Annotated in this window: 19 protein-coding genes; 8 read left to right on the forward strand and 11 right to left on the reverse strand. The window is 65.8% G+C overall.

What is annotated here, in order from left to right; translation table 11 throughout:
• Positions 1-11: 11 nt before the first annotated feature.
• The 4 genes from A7X65_RS22550 to A7X65_RS22565 are packed head-to-tail and all read right to left on the reverse strand — an operon-like array spanning position 12 to position 4069.
• Complete coding sequence (locus A7X65_RS22550) at positions 12-1184, reverse strand: acyl-CoA dehydrogenase family protein (protein WP_063688920.1); 1173 nt, start codon at positions 1182-1184, stop codon at positions 12-14.
• Positions 1178-1978 carry an ABC transporter ATP-binding protein gene (locus A7X65_RS22555; RefSeq protein ID WP_063688923.1) on the reverse strand — a complete coding sequence of 267 codons (801 nt, stop codon included), beginning with the start codon at positions 1976-1978 and terminating at the stop codon, positions 1178-1180. The genes A7X65_RS22550 and A7X65_RS22555 overlap by 7 nt, the downstream gene beginning before the upstream one ends.
• Positions 1972-2988, reverse strand: coding sequence for an ABC transporter permease (locus A7X65_RS22560; RefSeq protein ID WP_063688926.1), 1017 nt, complete (start codon positions 2986-2988; stop codon positions 1972-1974). Before A7X65_RS22560 ends, A7X65_RS22555 begins: the two co-directional genes overlap by 7 nt.
• Positions 2966-4069, reverse strand: coding sequence for an ABC transporter substrate-binding protein (locus tag A7X65_RS22565; RefSeq protein WP_063688929.1), 1104 nt, complete (start codon positions 4067-4069; stop codon positions 2966-2968). The genes A7X65_RS22560 and A7X65_RS22565 overlap by 23 nt, the downstream gene beginning before the upstream one ends.
• Positions 4070-4544: 475 nt before the next feature.
• On the opposite strand from A7X65_RS22565, the gene A7X65_RS22570 reads away from it, so the two are divergent.
• Positions 4545-5525 (forward strand): ABC transporter substrate-binding protein, encoded by a 981-nt coding sequence (locus A7X65_RS22570; protein ID WP_063688932.1) that lies wholly within the window; start codon positions 4545-4547, stop codon positions 5523-5525.
• A 314-nt stretch (positions 5526-5839) separates the two neighbouring features.
• Here the strand turns inward: A7X65_RS22570 and A7X65_RS22575 are convergent, their stop codons facing one another.
• Positions 5840-6307: a hypothetical protein gene (locus tag A7X65_RS22575; RefSeq protein WP_063688934.1), complete on the reverse strand. Its 468-nt coding sequence runs from the start codon at positions 6305-6307 to the stop codon at positions 5840-5842.
• 353 nt (positions 6308-6660) lie between these two features.
• On the opposite strand from A7X65_RS22575, the gene glgC reads away from it, so the two are divergent.
• From glgC to A7X65_RS22590, 3 genes are all read left to right on the forward strand, one after another.
• A complete protein-coding gene (gene glgC, locus A7X65_RS22580) occupies positions 6661-7920 on the forward strand; it encodes a glucose-1-phosphate adenylyltransferase (RefSeq protein WP_063688937.1) in 1260 nt (419 codons plus the stop codon).
• On the forward strand, positions 7917-9374 hold the full coding sequence (gene glgA, locus A7X65_RS22585; protein ID WP_063688940.1) for a glycogen synthase GlgA: 1458 nt from the start codon (positions 7917-7919) through the stop codon (positions 9372-9374). Before glgC ends, glgA begins: the two co-directional genes overlap by 4 nt.
• 257 nt (positions 9375-9631) lie before the next feature.
• Complete coding sequence (locus A7X65_RS22590) at positions 9632-9892, forward strand: SemiSWEET transporter (protein ID WP_036025033.1); 261 nt, start codon at positions 9632-9634, stop codon at positions 9890-9892.
• A gap of 218 nt (positions 9893-10110) precedes the next feature.
• Here A7X65_RS22590 and A7X65_RS22595 read toward each other — a convergent pair whose 3' ends face one another.
• Positions 10111-10905, reverse strand: a complete 795-nt coding sequence (locus tag A7X65_RS22595) for a DODA-type extradiol aromatic ring-opening family dioxygenase (protein ID WP_063688943.1) — start codon at positions 10903-10905, stop codon at positions 10111-10113.
• A gap of 148 nt (positions 10906-11053) precedes the next feature.
• Here A7X65_RS22595 and A7X65_RS22600 point away from each other — a divergent pair, with 148 nt between their 5' ends.
• Positions 11054-11233, forward strand: a complete 180-nt coding sequence (locus A7X65_RS22600) for a hypothetical protein (RefSeq protein WP_063688946.1) — start codon at positions 11054-11056, stop codon at positions 11231-11233.
• 22 nt (positions 11234-11255) lie between these two features.
• On the opposite strand, the gene A7X65_RS22605 is transcribed toward A7X65_RS22600, so the two are convergent.
• Positions 11256-12713 (reverse strand): carboxylesterase/lipase family protein, encoded by a 1458-nt coding sequence (locus tag A7X65_RS22605; protein WP_063688949.1) that lies wholly within the window; start codon positions 12711-12713, stop codon positions 11256-11258.
• 82 nt (positions 12714-12795) lie between these two features.
• Positions 12796-13005, reverse strand: coding sequence for a hypothetical protein (locus tag A7X65_RS22610; protein WP_063688952.1), 210 nt, complete (start codon positions 13003-13005; stop codon positions 12796-12798).
• 229 nt (positions 13006-13234) lie between these two features.
• Between A7X65_RS22610 and A7X65_RS22615 the strand changes: the two genes are divergently transcribed.
• The 3 genes from A7X65_RS22615 to A7X65_RS42740 all read left to right on the forward strand — a co-directional run bounded on the left by A7X65_RS22615 (position 13235) and on the right by A7X65_RS42740 (position 16750).
• Entirely contained in the window at positions 13235-15925 is a 2691-nt protein-coding gene (locus A7X65_RS22615; RefSeq protein ID WP_063688954.1) for a flavin-containing monooxygenase, read from the forward strand.
• A 133-nt stretch (positions 15926-16058) separates the two neighbouring features.
• Complete coding sequence (locus A7X65_RS22620) at positions 16059-16331, forward strand: hypothetical protein (protein WP_063688956.1); 273 nt, start codon at positions 16059-16061, stop codon at positions 16329-16331.
• Positions 16332-16444: 113 nt separating this feature from the next.
• Entirely contained in the window at positions 16445-16750 is a 306-nt protein-coding gene (locus A7X65_RS42740; RefSeq protein ID WP_063688958.1) for a hypothetical protein, read from the forward strand.
• Between the two features lie 326 nt (positions 16751-17076).
• On the opposite strand, the gene A7X65_RS42745 is transcribed toward A7X65_RS42740, so the two are convergent.
• From A7X65_RS42745 to A7X65_RS22635, 3 genes are all read right to left on the reverse strand, one after another.
• Positions 17077-17232: a hypothetical protein gene (locus A7X65_RS42745; RefSeq protein ID WP_167358282.1), complete on the reverse strand. Its 156-nt coding sequence runs from the start codon at positions 17230-17232 to the stop codon at positions 17077-17079.
• 144 nt (positions 17233-17376) lie between these two features.
• On the reverse strand, positions 17377-17895 hold the full coding sequence (locus A7X65_RS22630) for a septal ring lytic transglycosylase RlpA family protein (RefSeq protein ID WP_063688960.1): 519 nt from the start codon (positions 17893-17895) through the stop codon (positions 17377-17379).
• 166 nt (positions 17896-18061) lie between these two features.
• Positions 18062-19714, reverse strand: a complete 1653-nt coding sequence (locus A7X65_RS22635; protein WP_082885024.1) for an NAD-dependent malic enzyme — start codon at positions 19712-19714, stop codon at positions 18062-18064.
• Between the last annotated feature and the right edge of the window lie 176 nt (positions 19715-19890).

A 19890-nucleotide genomic window follows, 5' to 3' on the forward strand; every position in this document is an offset into this window, starting at 1 on the left:
GAGGTGAAAGATCAGACGCCCAGGGCGGAGCGCCCGGCGATGATCTTGGTGGTGTCGTCCTGGGGGGTGTGGACGCGGCCGCAGAGCACGTCGCGGTAATGCCGCTCCAGCGGATTCTTGCGCGACAGGCCGTGATTGCTGGTCAGCGACAAGGCGTCTTCCACGGCGGCCACGGCGTTGTTGGTCACCGTGAGCTTGACGATGTTGGATTCGATCGCGCTGAGCGGCAGGCCGTCGTCGAAATCGGAGGCGAAGCTGTCGATCAGGCGGGCATTGACCGCGAGCCGCGCCTCGATGCCGCCGAGAATCTCCTGCGCACGCGGCAGGCTCGCCAACGGCGCGTCCAGATTGGTCGGCACCCGCGTCTTCAGGAAGGTGACGAGCCAGTCCCGCGCCGCACGGGCGATGCCGTCATAGATTGCCGCCACGAAGATGGTGTGGACGGTTGCCTGCGCCGGGTCCGGCGCGCGCCAGTCGGCGGGCTTGCGGACATCGACCTCGGCATCGAGCGGGATCACCACGTCGTCGAAGATGACGTCGTGGCTGCCGCTGGCGCGCAGGCCGTGATGATCCCAGGTCTCGACGATGCGCGTGCCCGGCAGACCCGCCGGCACCAGGAACTGGCCGACGCGCGGCTCGGCCTCGTCGGTGCGCGCCCACACCAGGTACCATTTCAGGATCGGCGATCCCGTCGAATAGATCTTGTGGCCGGACAGCCGCCAGCCGGTTTCGGTGCGGCGCGCGATCGTCGCCGGCAGGCCGCCGCGCGCGGGCGAGCCGAGTTCGGGTTCGACGCGCAACGCGTTGATCAGCGCAAGACCCTCGACGGTCTCCTGCGCGAGCTTGCGCGACAGCCGCACCGGCCAGGTCTGGCTGCGCGCCATGACGAGATGATTGATGTAGTGCATCGACAGCACCAGCGCCGTCGACGCGCAGGCCTTGCCGACGATGCCGAGAACGCGCGCCGCATATCTCGCACCGGCGCCGGCACCGCCGTAGGCGGCAGGCACCGTGAGAGACAGCAGGCCCGCTTCCGAGAGCTCGCGAAAATTCTCGAACGGGAAGCTGGCGATGCGGTCGTGCTCGCCGGCCCGTGCTGCAAACCCTTCAGCCAGAGCCTCGGCGCGCGCAATGTAATCGGGCTCGCTACGGACCGTGCGCTCCTTCGCTACCGACGTCACCATGTGGCATCCAATCCCAACAGGCCGAGGATCTGCCGGCGCAGATCGGCCAGATACGGATCGCCGCGATGGCGCGGATAGGGCCGGTCGACGCGGATGTCGGCCTTCACCCGCGCGGGGCGATCGCTGAACACGATGACCCGGTTGGCGAGCACCAGCGCTTCCTCGGCATCATGCGTCACCAGCAGCGTGGTAAAGCCCTTGCGCTGCCAGAGCGACACGATCTCGGCCTGCATGGTGATGCGGGTGAGCGAGTCCAGCTTTCCCAGGGGCTCGTCGAGGATGAGGATCTTGGGATCGTTGACCAGCGCCCGCGCCAGCGCGACGCGCTGCGCCATGCCGCCGGAGAGCTGGTGCGGATAGGCATTGCGGAACGAGGCCAGCCCGACGAGATCGAGCGCGTCGTCGACGCGCTGCCGCTGGCTCTTTAGAATGCCCTGGGCCTCGAGGCCCAGGGCGACGTTGTCCCAGACCGACCGCCAGGGAAACAGGGTCGGATCCTGGAACACGACCACGCGCGAGGGATGCGGGCGGGTGATGCGCGCCTCGTCTTCGCGCAAGCTTCCCGCCTTGGGCCTGTCGAGACCGGCGACCAGCCGCAGCAGGGTCGACTTGCCGCAGCCGGAGGGGCCGAGCAGCGCGACGAACTCGCCGGGCTCGACCGAGATGCTGACGTCGCTGAGCACCGGAAGCTCGGTCCCGTCGATGTCGAAAGCGTGGCTGACCTGCTCGATATCGAGCGCGGCGCCTGCCGCGGACGGAGTGGCGGCTTCGGCCAGTGCAGTTGCAGCTACCATTTCACGGTCCCCTTCTGCCAGACCAGCAGGCGGTCGCGGATCGCAAACAGCAGCGTGATCGCGCCCGAGCAGAGCAGCGACATCACGATCAGCGCCGCGTACATGTTGGCGTAGGCGGCCCAGCCCTGCGCCCATTGCAGGTACCAGCCGAGGCCCGCCTTGACGCCGATCATCTCGGCGACGACGAGCACGGCGAAGGACGAGCCGAGCCCCATGAACAGGCCGACGAAGACGTGCGGCAGCGCCGCCGGGATGGCGACCTTCAGCACCAGGAATGAAGGCTTTGCCCCCAGCGTGCGCGCAACGTCGTAATAGGCGTTGCTGACGCTCGCGACGCCCGACCAGGTCAGCACGGTGACGGGAAAGCCGGTCGCCAGCGCGATCAGGAAGGTCGAGGCGCTCCAGCTCGACGGGAAGGTGAAGAAGGCGATCGGCAGCCAGGCGGTCGCCGGCAGCGGGCCGATGAAGCGCAGCACCGGATGCACCCAGTAGCCGACCGCGCGCGACCAGCCGATCGAGACGCCGGTGAGGAAGCCCACCGTTGCGCCGATCAGATAGCCGCCGAGCTGCAGCTTGACCGAGGCAAACACGCTGTCGAGCAGCTTCGGCAGATCGTCGGTATAGACCTCGATGATCGATTGCGGCGGCGGAAAGAACGGCAGCGGCAGCCAGGCGAACTTTGCGGTGGCCACTTCCCACACGGTCAGGAACGCGCCGAGTGCGACGAGCCAGGGCGCACGCTGCCGCAGGGCTTTTCCGGCCGAACCGAGATAGTCGGCACCGACGGTTCCGAACAGCGCAACGGCCGCGATGATGAAGGCGGCGATGCCGAGCGAATGCGTGCGCGACCAGTCGCCGACATCCTCCCACCACAGGCAGGACAGGCCGAAGGCGATCCACGTGACGCTGGCGAGAACGCCGACACCGGAGTCGCGCAGCCAGCCTGCGAATACGGGCGCACTCCGCGGCGCGCCCGAGGCGAGGCCGTCAGACAGCGAATACGTCGACATAGATGCGCTCCGCGAATTTGGCCGTGTCGGTGCTCTGCTTGAAGACCTGCACGCTCTTGAGGTCGTCGGCATAACCCTTCAGCTCGCGCTTCAGGACTTCGCCGACGGGATGATGATGGTGGGTGTGGTAGCGCACCATGCCCTCGATATCGGCGAGCGTGGCCGACTTCGGCGCGTAGGGCTGGAACGATTTGGCCGTCACGACCGGGTTCTGCGCGGTGAACATCGCAGCATCGAGCAGCGCCTGCGTGAGAGCGCGTGCGACTTGAGGCTCTTCGCGCACCAGCGAGCCGCGCAGGCCGAGGATGCAGCAACTCTTGTCGCGATATTCGCCGTCGAGATTGGAGGCGACTTCCTTGTACTGGCTGTCCTTGAGCCAGAGATAGCCGAGCGGATCTGACGACAGGAATGCCTGCACCTCGCCCTTCTCCACGGCGACGTTGAGGAGGTTGCCGGGATAGGCGCGCCAGTCGACGTCCTTGACGGGATCGATGCCGAGCTTGGAGAGCTGGATCGAGAAGAAATTCTTGTCGGGGCCGCCGAGATCGCCGACCGCGACGATCTTGCCCTTGAGATCGGCAAGCTTGCTGACGCTGGAGTCCGCGCGGGTCAGAACGCGCATGCAGCCGCCATGGGTGCCGGCGGCGATCTTGACGTCGAAGCCCTGCTCGAGCGGCTTCAGCCAGCGCAGCGCCATGCCGAGGCCGGCGTCGCTCTTTCCCGTCGCGATCGCCTCGAGCAGCTGGTCGGTCGAGCCGGAATAGTTGATGAGCTCGATGTCGAGATTGTGCTTCTGGAAGAAGCCGTGCTCGATGGCGACGGGCACCGGCGCAAGGCACACCGCACCGGCATTCCACGACAGCTTCAGCTTGCGCGGCGCGCCCGTCAGCACGGGCGCATCGGATGCCGTCCGGCACAGCGGAAACTCCGAGAGATCGACGCCGGGCGCGATCGCCTGCGGCGCAAACGCTTGTGCCGCACCGAAGGCCCCGAGGGGCGCAGCGAACGCCGCGGCCAACCCGGCCTGGAGCAGATGACGCCGGTCGAGGCCCGATCCGCCGTTCTTGTTCTTGTTGTCCATCAGCCCCACTCCTGAAGTTGGCACAGCTCCGCCGTTCGCGCAGCGCTCCGCGCTGCGCATGTTCCGTATGGAGCTGCGTTGAGAGAATGTTTTTCGTCGGCGCCTCACGCGCCGCTTTGATGCGATGCGCAAATCATGCGGCGCGCGTGTCGCATCGTCAATGAAATGGAATTTCGAATGTGGCGCGAAGCGAGGTCAATCTCTCCATCGGCGCGCCGCACAGCGATGAAACGATTTTCGTCGATGCATCGCCTCGCAACGATACCCGCGACTCCCTTCCCCTGCCTCATCCTTGCGCATCTTCGCCCGCGGACGTCGCTCGTTCTCGAAAGCATGGCTTCGCGAAAACGTCCTTGCCCGACGCGTACGCAATACGAACGGCCATTTCATTGACTGCGCATCGCGCGCTCATAGACTTGATCGTCTCGCTGCATCGTTCGCTCACGCGCCGTGAGCAAAGCAACAAGACAGGCCAATGAGCATCAACTCCCACGACCATTCCATCACCCGCCGGCTCGCCGCATCCCTGCTCGCCGCCGCCATCACGCTGTCGACGGCTGCGGCCTCGTTCGCGGCCGACACCGTCGTGCTGCGCGTCGGCGACCAGAAGGGCGGCAACCGCTCGCTGCTCGACATCTCGGGCTTCGCGAAGGACCTGCCCTACAAGATCGAATGGTCGGAATTTCCGGCGGCAGCACCGATCCTCGAAGCGCTCAATGCCGGGGCGCTCGACGTCGGCTACACCGGCGACCTCTCCTTCCTCTCGGTCTATGCAGCCGGCGCCCCGATCAAGGCGATCGGCGGCACGCGTTCGGATGCGAAGACGCAGGCCATCCTCGTGCGCCAGGATTCGCCGATCAAGTCAGCGGCCGACCTCAGGGGCAAGCGCCTCGCCGGCACGCGCGGCGGCTGGGGCCAGTTCCTGATCGACGCGACCTTGGAGAAGGCGCAGATCAGGCTGGAGGATGCGACCTTCGCGCCGCTCGGCCCGGTCGACGCCAAGATCGCGCTGGTCGCCGGTTCGATCGACGCCTGGGCGGTGTGGGAGCCCTACGTCTCGTTCGCGACGCTGAAGGACAAGGCGCGCGTGATCGCCGACGGCGAAGGCCTGACGCCCACCATCACCTTCATCGTCGCCTCCGACAACGCCATCGCCACCAAGCGCGCGGCGGTCCAGGACCTCGTGCAGCGGCTGAACAAGGCACGGCTCTGGTCGCTAGACCATGTTGCCGAATACGCCAGGAGCACGGCCGAACTCACAAAACTGCCGGAGGACGTCCTGCTCTCGGCCTACACCGCACAGCGCACCAGCCCGATCGTGATCGACGAGAGCGTCGTGAAGGAAATCCAGGCCGCCTCGGACCGTTCGACGCGCTACGGCATCCTGCCGAAGACGCTCGACGTCAGCAAAGCCGTCGACCGCAGTTTTACAGCGGCGGCCGCGGGGTCGAATTAGGAGGCCGCGGCACATCCTTCGAGACGCCCGCCTGCGGCGGGCCCTCAGGATGAGGACGGAGTGCGCGGCAGCAAGTTCGGCAGACGAAGATGCTGCTTAGCCTCATCCTGAGGAGACCGCGAAGCGGTCGTCTCGAACGAGAGGCGCTCGCTCAGGCCCCGCGCCAAGGCCATACAAATCCAAAGAGGCGAAAGGCGACGAGATGCACAGACCCCGCCTCAAGGCCGGTCCGCGGCATCTCGCCGTGATCGTGCTCGCGCATTTCGCATGCATGAGCCTGATGGTGTGGCTCTCGCTCTAGCTCGGCGAGGTCTTCACCAATATCCGCGGTAATAGGGCCGGTAATACGCGCGAGGCCGGTAGTAGCCGTAGCCAGGCCCGTAGTAAGGACGATAGGCCCGATAGCCGTAATAGCGAGGCCGCACGTAATAGCCGCCATAACCGTAACCCGGCCCGTAGCCGCCGCCATAATAGGCCGGGGCATAACCATAGCCGTAGCCGGGATATCCATAACCGCCATAGTACGGGCCGCCGCCATAGTAGCCGTAGCCATACGGCGCGCTGCTGGCGATGGCACCGCCGATGATCGCGCCGGCTGCGAGGCCACCGAGACCCCATCCCCATCCGCCGCCGCGCCAATGCACCTGAGTGACGTCGTCACCGACCGCGGCCTTCATGGTCGCGACATTGGTCGGCAGCGGGGCTGCTGCGGTCTGCCCGATTTGGCCGACCATGACCGCGCCCGCCAGTGAACAGGCAATTGCCGTTGTCCAGATCCTCATCGACTTGCTCCCTGTCTGACGTTTCGCTTGGAAGATGGATTGCAGGCATATGATCGGGCATCGTTGCGTTAATTCAAAGCCTCGATTTTGCGTGCGGCGCACAAGAGGCCCCATGCCTGCCTATTCCCATGCCTGCCTGGTCGTGCCTGCCTATTCCTGGGTCACCGGCACCCCCGCCGGTGTGACAGACACGCGACACTCAAGGCCGGGTTCTCACGGCAAAGCATTAAGCTTCCCGCGCGTTCGCAACCAACAACCGTCTTCCTGATTTACTATTCGTACCGCTACTATCGGTTCCAATGGGGCGCGGCCGGGAGGCATCTCGCCAAGCGCTGGAGTTTTGGGAGGACGACATGAGTGCGAGACCCGAGCCGCTTGCCCGCCAGGCGCTTGCCTTCGTCCTCGCCGGCGGACGCGGCAGCCGGCTGCTGGAGCTGACCGACCGCCGCGCCAAGCCGGCCGTCTATTTCGGCGGCAAGTCGCGCATCATCGATTTCGCGCTGTCGAACGCGGTGAACTCCGGCATCCGCCGCATCGCGGTCGCGACCCAGTACAAGGCGCACAGCCTGATCCGGCATCTGCAGATGGGCTGGAATTTCTTCCGCCCGGAGCGCAACGAGAGCTTCGACATCCTGCCCGCGAGCCAGCGCGTCTCCGAGAACATGTGGTATGTCGGCACGGCGGATGCCGTGTACCAGAACATCGACATCATCGAGTCCCACAACGCCCGCTTCATCGTGGTGCTAGCGGGCGACCACATCTACAAGATGGATTACGAGGTGATGCTGCGCCAGCACGTCGACAGCGGCGCCGACGTCACGGTCGGCTGCCTCGAAATGCCGCGCGTGGAATCCTCGGGCTTCGGCATCATGCATATCGACGAGAACGGCTGGATCCAGGAGTTCCTGGAGAAGCCCAAGGATCCGCCGCCGATGCCCGGCAAGCCCGACGTCTCGCTCGCCAGCATGGGCATCTACGTGTTCGACGCCAAATTCCTCTACGAGGAGCTCAAGCGCGACGCCGCGGACCCGAACTCCAACCACGATTTCGGCAAGGACATCATCCCCTATATCGTCAAGAACGGCCGTGCCATCGCACATCAGTTCTCGAGCTCCTGCGTCCGCTCCGGCGACGACCCCCGCTCCTATTGGCGCGATGTCGGCACGGTCGATGCCTATTGGGCCGCCAATATCGACCTCACCGACGTGGTGCCGGAGCTCGATCTGTTCGATCGCGCCTGGCCGATCTGGTCCTATGCCGAGATCACACCGCCTGCGAAATTCGTCCATGACGAGGAGAGCCGGCGCGGCCAGGCCGTGAGCTCGCTGGTCTCGGGCGGCTGCATCATCTCCGGTGCCTCGCTGCGCCGCTCGCTGCTGTTCACCGGCGTGCGCATCAACTCCTACGCCAATGTCGAGAACGCCGTGATCATGCCCTACGTCACTGTCGGTCGCGGCGCGCGGCTCAAGAACGTCGTGATCGACCGTGGCGTCGATATCCCCGAAGGTCTCGTCGTGGGTGAGGATCCGGGCCATGATGCCCAGCGCTTCCGCACCACCGAGCAGGGCATTTCGCTGATCACCCAGACCATGCTCGACAGGCTCGATAAATGACGCCTGTTCGCGTCCTCGCGGTCGCCTCCGAAGTCTATCCCATCGTCAAGACCGGCGGCCTCGCGGATGTCGCCGGCGCGCTGCCGCTTGCGCTCAAGGCGCATGGCGTCGAGATGCGCACCTTGATGCCGGGCTACCCCGACGTGCTGCGGCTGCTCGCGGGCGCGGCCGAAATCCGGCGCTGGCCGGACTATTTCGGCGGCCCCGGACGCCTGCTCGCGGGCTCGCATGACGGGCTCGACCTGTTCGTGCTCGACGTGCCGCATCTCTATGACCGGCCGGGCAATCCTTACGTCACGGCCGACGGCGTCGACTGGCCCGACAACGGCGTGCGCTTTGCAGCGCTGTCGCGCATCGCCGCCGATATCGGCCACGGTCTCGTGCCGGCCTTCGTGCCCGATGTCGTGCACGCGCATGACTGGCAGGCCGGGCTCGCCCCCGCCTATCTGCACTACGACAACCGTCCGCGGCCCGGCACCGTGATGACGATCCACAACATGGCCTATCAGGGCAAGTTCGCGCGCGAGCTGATCGGCACGATCGGCCTCCCCTGGGAGTCATCGTTCGACGTCCATGGCCTCGAATATTTCGGCGGCATCAGCTTCCTCAAGGCCGGGCTGCAGCTTGCCGATCGCATCACGACGGTGTCGCCGACCTACGCGCACGAGATCCAGAGCGACGAAGGCGGCATGGGGCTCGGCGGCCTCCTGCGCGAACGCGCGAGCGTGCTGAGCGGCATCCTCAACGGCATCGACATCGAGGTGTGGAATCCGCAGACCGATCCGCACATCGCCTACCGCTTCGGCGCGCAGGACCTCACGTTCCGGGCCGCCAACAAGGCGGTGCTGCAGCAGCAGTTCAATCTCGATTCATCGGACGAAGCGCCGCTACTCGGCGTCATCAGCCGCCTGTCCTGGCAGAAGGGCCTCGACCTGCTGCTCGAAGCGATCCCGACCATTCTCGCCGAAGGCATGCAGCTCGCGCTGCTCGGCAGCGGCGACCGCGATCTCCAGGACCGCTACAAGGCCGCCGCCCGCGCCAACCCCGGCCGGATCGGGGTGATGATCGGCTATGACGAGATCCTGGCGCATCTGATCCAGGCCGGCTCGGACGCGCTGCTGGTGCCGTCGCGGTTCGAGCCATGCGGGCTGACCCAGCTTTGCGCGCTGCGCTACGGCGCCGTGCCGATCGTCGCGCGCGTCGGCGGCCTCGAAGACACCATCGTCGATATCGGCGAGGCCGGCACATCGGGACGCGATGCGACCGGCTTCAAGTTCGGCCCCGTCACCGCGGATGCCTTCGCCGGCTCGCTGCGCAAGGCGAACGCCGCCTTCCACGACAAGCCGACCTGGCGCCGCCTGCAACTGAGCGGCCTTGCGACCGACGTCTCCTGGCGCAACCGTGCCGGCGACTATGCCGCGCTGTATCGCGGACTCATGGCTTCGAGCGCGTGAGGCAGCAGGGCTATCGTAGCTGGATAGCAGCCTCGCTGCGGCCCATCCTTCGAGACGCCCGCTCCGCGGGCTCCTCAGGATGAGGGCGGAGTATGAGGCAACCATTCCGGCAGCACGGTGCTGCTCAGCCTCATCCTGAGGAGGCGCGTAAGCGCCGTCTCGAAGGACGAGGCGCGCGCAAACTGCCGCCAAGACGTCCTGTGCGACGCCCCCGGCCGAAGGCATGACCGGCGTCGAATCCATGCTATAGAGCCGGCATGGACCCTCTTATGATCAAGCTGATCGGCTTTGCCGCCGCCACCTGCACCACCGTGGCCTACGCGCCGCAGGCCATCAAGGTGTGGAAGACCCGCTCCACCGGCGACATCTCGCTCGGCATGTTCCTGGTGATGGTGCTGGGCCTCGCGCTCTGGCTGATCTACGGCCTGCTCTCGGGCGATGCGCCGCTGATCGCCTCGAACGCCGTCACCATGCTGCTCGCCGGCGGCATCCTGGTGATGAAGCTGCGCTACGGGTGAGGATTGAATCCCTCTCCCCTTGTGGGAGAGGGTGGCTCGCCGCGGAGCGGCGAGACGGGTGAGGGGTATCTCTCCACGAATCCAACTCTCATTGAATGCGCGGAGAGATACCCCTCATCCGGCGCCATAGCCGAAGCCTTGCTTCGGCGTTTTTGGGAACGGCGGCCAACGGCCGCCTATGCCACCTTCTCCCACAAGGGGAGAAGGAAAAAGATCAGTCACCCGAACTTATACGACGCCATCGCGACACTCGCGACCTCGTCCACGAAGACGCGATGACCCACGTCGCTGCCGGCAGCTCCGGCTGCCACCATCAGCGGCAGCAAATGGTCCTCGCGCGGATGCGCCAGGCGCGCGCTCGGCGCGTTCTCCCAGTCGACCAGCATGGCGTTGCGCCGCGCCGCATCGGGGTTACTGATCGCCTCGTTCAGATAGGCCTCGAAATCATACGAGACCGGCTTCGACTCCGGACGATTGAAGCCGCGCATGTTGTGATAGGTCAGCCCGCTGCCGACGATCAGGATGCCCTCGTCGCGCAGCGATGCGATCGCCTGCCCGGCCTTGATGTGCTCGGCCGGATCGTAAGCCGACTTCAGCGACAGCAGCACGATCGGCATGTCGGCGTTCGGATACATCAGGCCGAGCGGCACGAAGGTGCCGTGATCGAAACCCTGGTTGGGATCTTCGCGGCAATCGAGGCCGGCATGCTTGAGCAGCGCCCTCACCTCGGCGGCAAGCTCCGGCTTGCCCGGCGCCGGATATTTCAGGTGGTAGGTATGCTCGGGGAAACCGTAATAGTCGTACACCATCGGCGGATGGGCCGAGGTCGACACGGTGAAGGCGTCCGCCTCCCAATGCCCGGTTATGACGAGCACGGCCTTGGGCTTCTCCGGCAGAAGCTGCGGCAGCCGGGCAAACTCCGCGGCGGTCTTCGCATATTGCACCCGCCTGTCCTCCATGAACGGCCAGGGGCCGCCGCCGTGCGACAGGAACAGGGTCGGAAATCGCGTCATGGGGTTTTGTCTCGTTGACCGGCGCGTGCGAGCTTGCCCGCGCGAGGCCGAGCATAGGCAAAGCCGTATGGTTAGCAAGTCGTTAACGATTTGCCTTCCAAAATCCCCGCCGTGGCCGAAGCAGTCGGCCAGAAGACGAGGACGTGAGATGAGGAAGTTTTCGCTGGGGGACGTCGTCAACAGTGACAAGGGCCGCCGCGGCGTCGTTCGCGCCGCCTACAGGTCGCGCGAAGGCCAGCAGTTCTATGCCGTCGAGAAGGACGGCGCGATGGACTATCTGGAGGAAGACCGGCTGAGCCCGGCCCCCCGCGTCGAGCTCGCCGCCTAGCTCCGATTTCATTCTTGTCGCGCTAGCGCGCGAGCCGGTCGAGACGCTCCGCGAGGGGATCATCGCCGCTCGCGATGCCGTCGTTCGTAATCAGCAGCAGGCGGTCGCTCCCCGCCGCCGCGTCCCAGCGCGGCAGCTCGGGACCGTTGGGATCGCCGCTCCTGGCGAAATTGATCCAGTAGGCGCGCATGCGGCTCGCGACCTCGCGGTCGCGCCGCGACAGGATGCCGGCGCCGGGCACGCCTTCCGCGCCGAAGATGAATTGCAGCTCCCGCCCCTGGCCGCCCTCGGGATTGGCGCGCCGCGCCTCCGGCACATAACCGAAGCGATAGCGATAGGTCGGCGCGCCGCTTGCGGCATGCAGGCGCGCGAGCAGCCGCACCGGTTCGGAGAACACCTTGTCCGTATAGAAGCGCGCTGCAACGTCCGTGGACTTGGCGAGGTCGGGATAGAGTTGCTCGGCTGTCGCGCCTGACGAGGCCAGCGCCTCCGCGATGTCAGGCTCGCTGTCGAAACCGGTCTCGTCATCATTGGCGCCGACGATCAGGGGAATGCGGCTTTCATGTCCGGCCGCAAAGCCCGCGGCGATGTCTTCCGTCACGAGGCTTCCGTCGATGGAAGGCGCAAAAGCGTGCGGGGATTTCGCGAGCAGCTTGCTTTCGGCGGCAAGCAGCCGCGTCACCGAGACTGCGCGCAAGCCAGCGCCATCCTGCCCAAGCGTTGCGGCGAATTGCAATCCTAAGGCCTCCGCGTCCGGGCGGGAGCGCGGGCGCACGCGGCCCGGCACCGATTGCAGGATGGCTTTCTGGAACAGTTCGCGCGCCTCGCCGCACAGCATCAGCAGCGCGATCGAGGCCGCACCCGCGCCGGTGCCGAACAGCGTGACGTTGCGCGGATCGCCACCGAATGCCGCGATGTTGTCGTGGACCCAACGCAGCGCCGCGACCTGATCCATCAGGCCGTAATTGCCGGAGCCGCCGTCCGACAACGCGGGATGAGCGAGCCAGCCGAGCACGCCCAGGCGATAATTCACCGTCACCACGATGAGCCCGGCCTGCGCGAGCCTGGCGCCGTCGAACAGCGGATCGTTCGCGGTGCCGCGGACGAAGCCGCCGCCATGGATGAACACCATCACCGGCAGCGGACCGTCGACTCCGAAGGGACGAAACACGTTCAGCGTGAGGCAATCCTCGCTCGTCCCGGACAGCGACGGCTGAGGGCACGGCGCAGCGTACTCATAGGCCGTGCGCATCTCCGAACTTTTCTCGGGCGTGAGCTCAGGCGGACGAAAGCGCAGCGGACCGACCGGCGGCGCCGCGTAGGCCATGCCCTTGAAGGACGCCACCTCGCCCTCGACGGCGCCGAGCATCTGGCCTTCGCGCGTCAGCGCAAACGGAAACTGTCCGACCTGCTGGGCATCGGCCGGGCCGGTCCAGCAAAGACATGCGGAAGCCGCAATGAGCGCAAGCAGGAACCGCATCTCTTGGCATCTCGATGCGCGGACAGGTTGTCTGCAAGGTTATGTCCACGGCCGCCGGCGAGGCAAGCCTCGCGGCCGGCGCCTAACCGCCCTTCGCGACGATCTCCGCCAGCGCGCGACGCGCGATGATGCCGAGCTCGCCGAGCGTGGCGTGCCCCGCCTGCGCAGCCTCGATCAGGCGCTCGGCGATGAACCTGCGGCTGTCATGGTCGCCGCCATGCGGCAATTGGCGGCACGTCTCCTCCAGGACGACGTCCATGTTGGCTTTGGTTCGCTCACTCAACTCAGTCATGACGCCCGGTCATACGCGTGGCTTGTAACCGCAAGCATACACAGACGGATCGTCCATGATTAGCCCGGGTAATCACGGCCATGGTGCATCGCGATGCGTGCATTGGAGCAAGCTTCGCGCTGCCACGGTGAAGCCGCAAACGACTACCGAAGATTGCACTTGCTCTGATGACAAGCCGAGCCTGCAGGATTAGCCTGCCGGCAAAACAAGATGCACGGGAGGAAATGCCATGCCTGAAGCAATGGTCGCTGCGCGCGCCTCTGATACCGCCCTCAAATCTGCCCAGCTGGTCGACGTCGCCGTGGTCGGCGCCGGATTTGCCGGCCTTTATCTCCTCCACCGCCTGCGCAAGGCAGGCTTCTCGACCGTCGCCCTCGAAGAGGCCGGCGATGTCGGCGGAACCTGGTATTGGAACCGCTACCCCGGCGCGCGTTGCGACATCCAGACCATCGACTACAGCTACACCTTCGATCCGGAGCTCGATACGGCCTGGACCTGGTCGGAGAAATACGCGACCCAGCCCGAGATCCTGCGCTATCTCGGCTTCGTCGCCGACCGCTATGATCTGCGCCGCGACATCCGCTTCAGGACCAAGGTGACCGAAGCCAGATGGGACGAGGCGGCCGAGCGCTGGCAGCTCACCACCGACAATGGCGCGCCTGTCTCCTGCCGTCACTACATCATGGCCACAGGCTGTCTTTCCGCGCCGAAGCCGCCGGAGATCGACGGCGTCAAGGACTTCAAGGGCAAGGTCTATTTCACCGGGCGCTGGCCGCATGAGGGCGTCGATCTCGCAGGGAAACGCGTCGCCGTGATCGGCACCGGCTCGTCGGCGATCCAGTCGATCCCGCTGATCGCCGAGCAGGCCGCGCATCTCACCGTGTTCCAGCGCACGCCGAATTTCGCGTTGCCGGCGGGTAATGGTCCGGCGCCGGAGGATCGCAAGACCTTCTTTGAAAGCGATCGCGCGGCCTATCGCGAGCAGGCGCGCCAGTCGATGGCCGGCGTGCCCTATCCGCAGCAGACGGTGGTGAGCTGGCAATTGAGCGATGCCGAGCGTCGCGAGCGCTTCGAGCGGGCCTGGGCCGCCGGCGACCTCGTGCACATTCTCACGCAACTGTGGGCCGACCAGGCCGTCGACGTCGACGGCAACAAGATCGTCCAGGACCTGATCCGCGAGAAGATCCGCGCCGCCGTTAGGGATCCCGAGACCGCCGCCGCGCTCACGCCGCACGATCATCCCTTCGGCGCAAAGCGTCCCTGTCTCGACACCAACTACTACGCCACCTACAACCGGCCGAACGTCACGCTGGTCAATCTGCGCCAGGAGCCGATCAAGGCCATCACCGCGAGCGGCATCTCCACGAACAGCCGCAACGTCGACGTCGACGTCATCGTGTTCGCGACCGGCTTCGACGCCATGACCGGCGCGATCCGCGCCGTGCACCCGATCACCGGACGCGGCGGCAAGTCGCTCACCGATGTCTGGGCCCACGGTCCGCAGACCTATCTCGGGCTCACGGTGGAGGGCTTCCCGAACTTCTTCATGATCACCGGACCCGGCAGCCCCTCGGTGCTGTCGAACATGGCGGTGTCGATCGAGCAGCATGTCGACTGGGTCGTCGATCGCCTGGCCGCGCTGCGCGATGCCGGCTTCACCACGATCGAGCCGACCGAAATGGCGCAGGCCGGCTGGAACAGGCACATGGCCGATTGCTCGATGCTGACGCTGCACCGGCTCGCCAACACCTGGTACACGGGCGCCAACGTCCCCGGCAAGGTGCAGGGCCTGATGCCCTATACCGGCGGCGTCGGCCCCTATCGCAGCATCTGCGACGAGGTGACGAGCCGCGGCATGCTCGGCTTCAAGCTCACCGGCCCCGGCGGTGCCGCGCAGTGCAATGACGGCGAGGTGGTGCGCCTGCAGCCGGACGTGCGGCTGGTGCTGAACCTCTTGGCCACGCTCAACCTGCCGCCGATCGAGTCGATGGGCGCGGCGGGCGCACGCGCGTTCGTCAACGAGTTCAACAAGGGCCGTCCCGCCGGACGCTTGATCGGCGAGATCGTCGACGGCACCCTGCCCGGCACCGACGGTCCGCTGCCCTATCGTGTCTTCAAGCCTGCAACGCCCGGCCCGCATCCGGTCGTGGTCTACTTCCACGGCGGCGGCTGGGTACTCGGCGACGAGCAGTCGGACGAGCCGTTCTGCCGCGACATGGTGCGCCGGACCGGCATGATGTTCGTCAGCGTCGGCTATCGCCACGCCCCCGAGCACCGTTTCCCCGCCGCGGCGGAAGACGGCTATGCAGCAACGCGCTGGATCGCCGAGCATGCCGCCGAGCTCGGCGGCAAGCCGGGTGCGGTGCTGGTCGCCGGCTGGAGCGCCGGCGGCAACATCGCCGCCGTCACCTGCCAGCTCGCGCGCGACCGGGGCGGACCCGAGATTGCGGGCCAGCTCCTGATCTGCCCCGTCACCGACTGCACCTTCGACCGTCCCTCCTACAACGACAATGCGACCGGCTATTTCCTGACGCGGTCGCTGATGTACTGGTTCTGGGACCTCTATTGCTCGCCGGCCGACCGCACCGATCCGCGCGTCTCGCCATTGCGCGGCAAGGTCGACAAACTGCCGCCGGCTTTCGTTGCCACCTGCGAGTTCGATCCGCTGCGCGACGAAGGCATCGCCTATGCCGAGGCCATGGCGGCGGCGGGCGTTCCGGTCGAGCAGTTGAAGGCGCACGGCCATTTCCACTCGTCCTTCACGATGGTGGACGTGGTGATCACGGGCGTAGCCGGCCGCGTGCAGATGGCCGAAGCCTTGCGGCGCTTCGCCGGGCTTCCGCCGGAGGTCAGCCGCGGTGACGACCATAGCCAGGGCCACACCAGCCCGGGGCACAAGATCGCCGCGGCCGCGAGCTGACCACAGCGCCGCGGCCGGGAACCTTTTCCCGGCTGCTGCGTTGGGGTGCCGTGGCATTGAGATGCAGCGATAGGTAATGGGCCCCGGTGCGCAGATTCGCGCGCTGGGGTCCTTGTTTGCGTGAGGCGGGACCATGGGGGACGTTGTCGTTGAGTCAAAAGTCGATTTCGGCGCGCTCGCGGCGCTGCGTAAATGGCCGTCGCTGGCCAACCAGCGCAGGCCGGATCGCGAGCCCTACCAGGTGAGCGAGGGCACGCTCGACGAGTGCATCTCGGCCTTCATGCAGAAGCCGGCGGCAACCCGCCACCTCTATGAGATCCGCACGGCGGCGCAGCCGCCGCTGGTCACGGATATCCTCTCGCCCGAGCACGTCACCGAGCTCTCGCGCTGGCGCGAATTTCTCTGATTGCGTGCAGACCCTCCGGCTGCACGCGCGCGACAAGCTTCTCATCCTGGCAGGAACCTTCTTCCGGTTTTTCCCGTTAACGGGGATCGGATGCCAAGGCGTGAGTGACGACAATGCTTGAAGCTGGCGTACCTTCCCCCGTCGTGCCCTATGGCGCAGACCAGACCTTGTTCGTGGTGATCGATCGCCGCGACAAGGCGACCGAGATCCGCATCGAGCGGAGCGATCTCGAAACGACCATCGGCGAGCTCGTTGCCGGCTGCTTCAACGATCCGATCAAGGTGATCTCGTTCAACACGCTCGAGCACTGGATGAAGGACATCTCGACCGACGTCGCCGGCGAGATTCGCGCGCGCTGTGACATCGACGGCGTGACGCTGCCCGACTATCTCAGCGATTTCGTCGAGAGCCACAGCTGAGCGCGCAATCGCGCCCCGAACGTTTCAAATCCCGGGCAATAAAAAAGCGCCGCTTCCGCGGCGCTTTTCGCATTTCGACTCTCGTGTTTGAGCATGATCTTATCGGAAAGCCGCTCTACACTTTTCCGGATCATGCTCTAGTGGTGCCAGAACAATGCCAGCAGCAGAATGATCGGCAGCGGCACGCCAAGCAACCAGAGCAAAGCACCTCGTCCAAAGCCCATGATGTCCTCCTCCTCATTCACTGCCCAGATGACGCAGCAGGCGAGAAGAAGTTCCCCGGCCAGAGACGAGGCCGGATGCGTTCAGTGCATGGTTTGGAAGCGTTATGCGCGCCGATATTTGCCGGCGATGACCTCGATCTCGCGGCGGCGTTCGCCGGCGAAGGTCAGGAGCTTTTCGATCGTCAGCGTATCCGTGATCCGTTTGGCGAGCCGCTCGGCGCGTGTGGCCTGATCTTCGAGATACTGGATCGTGTTCAAGCGCCGCCTCCGCAAGGACTCGACAGGAGCCCCGAAATGTTTGGGCAGCCATGGTGCTTGAGAAGCGCCTAACAGCCGGTTAAGCGCGGAGCTTCATCTCGACCGAACGCGGTTTGTTCGAGCATGATCCGAAGCCGCTGCGCACTATCGCACGACGTCGAGCCGGACATTTGCGAGGCCCTTGTCGACCATGCCGAGCGCCTCGGCCGCGGACGGCGAAATGTCGACCACGCGCCCGCGAACGAACGGGCCGCGATCGTTGACCCTGACCGTGACGAAGCGGCCGGACGATACGTCGGTGACGCGGAGCTTGGTGCCGAACGGCAGCGTGGGATGCGCCGCAGTCAGCTCGTTCTTGTCGAACTTCTCGCCGCTCGCAGTCTCGGTGTCCGAGTAGAAGCTGGCAAGGCCATGCGAGGCGGTTCGCTTCGTCTCAGCGTCGGGAATGCGCGCCCGGCTGATCGGCCGCGGATGCAGCGCTGCCACACGGTGCGGCCGCTCCACGGCGGCCTGCCGGCTTGTGCCGGCGAGATCGGCCTTCTGACGGCCGACCGGCGACTGGGCGCACGCGGCGAGCGAGGCGGCACCGATGATTGCGAGCAGCAACCGGCTCGAGGTTGCCAACGACATCCGGGCAGTTTCGGCACGTGCAATGCGAGACATGGTACGCCCCTCCGAACTGCCGCGATTTTCGGTGGGCAATGAGGGCAGAACCTTGTCGGAACAAAAGCGGCCCTGGGGCCGCCTTCGTTTGCGCATCAGCTGTGACGATTCCACCACACTGCCTGTCCTGAATCGGGACAGGCAGTGTGCATGTCGGGTGGGTACTTCAGTACTTCGGCTCGTACATCTGCGACTGGACGAGGGCCTTGACGTCGTTGGGCGCCGGTCCGTCCGCGAGCCCGCGTTGATAGGCAACGTCCGCCACGGCGGCGGCGATGCTGGCCGAGACCTCGCGAATGCGGGGCAGTGCCGGATAGAGGCTGCCCTGCGCGAGGTCTTCCTTCCCGACGCTGTTGGCGAGCGTGTGCGCGGCAGCCATGAACATCTCGTCGGTCACCAGCCTGGAGCGGCTGGCGATGACGCCGAGGCCGACGCCGGGGAAGATGTAGGAGTTGTTGCCCTGGCGCGGCACGAAGGTGCGGCCGTTGAGCTTGACCGGATCAAACGGACTGCCGCAGGCGAACAGCGCGCGGCCCTCGGTGTAGCGATAGGCGTCCTCCGCCGAGCACTCCGCCTTCGAGGTCGGATTGGAGAGCGCGAACACGATCGGCTGCTCGTTGAGCTCAGCCATGGCCTTGAGCACCTCGGGCGTGAAGGCGCCGCCGACCGCGGCAACACCGATGATCGCCGTCGGCTTCAGCGTCTTGATCGCGGTAAGGAAGTCGGCGATCGGCGCTTGGTCGGTGTGAGCATAGCGCAGCTTGTGGCCGTGCAGGCCCTCGCGGCTGCTGACGACCAGGCCGCGGGAATCCACCAGCCAGTTGCGACGGAGTGCTTCAGCTTCCGATGCGCCCTCGGCCATCATGGCGGAGACGACGAGATCGGCGATGCCGGTCGCGGCCTCGCCCGCACCGAGGAACAGGATCTTCTGGTCCTTCAGCTTGCCGCCAGAGATGCGCAGCGCGGTGAACAGGCCGGCCAGCGCGACCGCTGCGGTGCCCTGGATGTCGTCATTGAAGACGCAGGCTTCGTCCCGGTATTTATGCAACAGCTTGAATGCCGAGTGATTGGCGAAATCCTCGAACTGGATCAGCACATCCGGGAAGGTCTTTCGCGCGGCGGTCATGAACTCGTCGACAAAGCTGTCATAGGCCTCGCCGGTGAGCCGGCGTTCGCGCAAGCCGAGATAATAGGGATCGTTCAGCAGCTCTTCGTTGTTGGTGCCGACGTCGAGCACGATGGGCAGGCAGTGCTCGGGATGCACGCCGGCGCAGGCCGAATAGAGCGAGAGCTTGCCGACCGGAATGCCCATGCCGTTGGCGCCGAGATCGCCGAGACCAAGAATTCGCTCGCCGTCGGTCACGACGATGAGTTTTGCCGGACTGGGCCAGTTTTTCAGGATGTCGGCGATCTGGCCGCGATCGCGCGAGGAGATGAACATGCCGCGCGGCCGTTGCCAGATCAGGCCGTATTTCTGGCAGGCGAGCCCGACGGTCGGCGTGTAGATGATCGGCTGGATCTCGTCGATATTGTCGACGACGACGCGGAAGAACAGCGCCTCGTTGCGGTCATGCAGCGCATTCAGCGCGACGTATTTTTCGAGATCGGTCGGCAGCGTGCGCAGATTGGTGAGCACGCGCTCCGCCTGGGTCTCCATGGTGAGCACGCAGGGCGGCAGCAGGCCGCGCAGGCCGAGCGCCTGGCGCTCCGCTTCCGTGAAGGCGGTGCCCTTGTTGAGCAAGGGATCGCGCAGCAGCGTCATGCCATGTGCGGTGTCGGATGAGGTCGAATGGTCGCTGACCCGAGCAGGTCTATTCACGAAATCCCCCAGGGAGTTTCTTATTGAAGGGCACGCATTGTCGGCCAGCGCTCCCCCGAGATCAAGGACGTAGAAATTCCGACCGCGATTGTGATCTCGCACCGCAGCGAGATTGGCGCGCGGGACTACAGGTTGCCGAGACAAAGGTTAATGCGACAAAACTCCCACCCCTCATG

Source organism: Bradyrhizobium stylosanthis (genome assembly GCF_001641335.1).
GTDB lineage: Bacteria > Pseudomonadota > Alphaproteobacteria > Rhizobiales > Xanthobacteraceae > Bradyrhizobium > Bradyrhizobium stylosanthis.